At 36.1% G+C, this 707-nt stretch carries 1 protein-coding gene; it reads right to left on the bottom strand.

Annotation, left to right across the window (positions count from 1 at the left end):
- Nucleotides 1–29 precede the first annotated feature (29 nt).
- Entirely contained in the window at nucleotides 30–611 is a 582-nt protein-coding gene (locus PSI15_RS18340; protein ID WP_273584767.1) for a pyridoxine/pyridoxamine 5'-phosphate oxidase, read from the bottom strand.
- Nucleotides 612–707 lie beyond the last annotated feature (96 nt).

The following is a 707-nucleotide window of genomic DNA, read 5'->3' as shown; positions in this document are numbered from 1 at the left end:
TTATCAGTTACAGCATCGTATCTAAATTTTTAAGGTTGTAACAAATATTTTTGCCAAGTACCATTTTTCTTTAAATAGAGTTCTCGTAGATGTAACCGATCTTCTTTGAAAGTTAAAAACTCGATTGTATTAGGTTCTACTCGATATCCTCCCCAATTTTTTGGTTTTGGAATGGGATTATCACTTAATGTTCCTATAACTTGAACAACTTGCTTACGTAATTTTTGCTCTGAGGATAATAATTGACTTTGCTGACAGCTTAGAGTGGTTATTTGGGCATCTCGGGTACGAGAGTACCAATATTTTTCTGCGTCTGATTCTGATATTTCAAAGGCGAGGCCTGTAACTCGGACTTGGTAACCAACACCTTCCCACCAAAATGTTAGGGAGATTTTTGGATTACGTTGCAGTTCTTGCCCTTTTTTTGAATCCAAATAGGTACAGAAAATAAACCCCCCATTGTTTACTGCTTTTAAGTCAACAAAACGTCCTGAAGGAAAGCCTTTTTCATCGAGAGTAGATACACAAACTGCATTGGGATGTTTCAAATTCAGGTTGTTTTTGACTTCATCCCACCAAGTCTTGAATTTTAATATTGGATCTTCAGACATAGTTTCCTCAGGTATTCATTGCTAATTAATGCCGATATATATATATAGAAAGCATCAGGCTACAAGCATAAAGCCCGATGCTGTCTAATTCTTTGT

This window comes from Xenorhabdus sp. PR6a, from assembly GCF_028599065.1.
Lineage (GTDB): Bacteria > Pseudomonadota > Gammaproteobacteria > Enterobacterales > Enterobacteriaceae > Xenorhabdus > Xenorhabdus doucetiae.
Note: the sequence above shows the minus strand (reverse complement) of the source record. Positions and strands in the feature narration are given on the sequence as shown.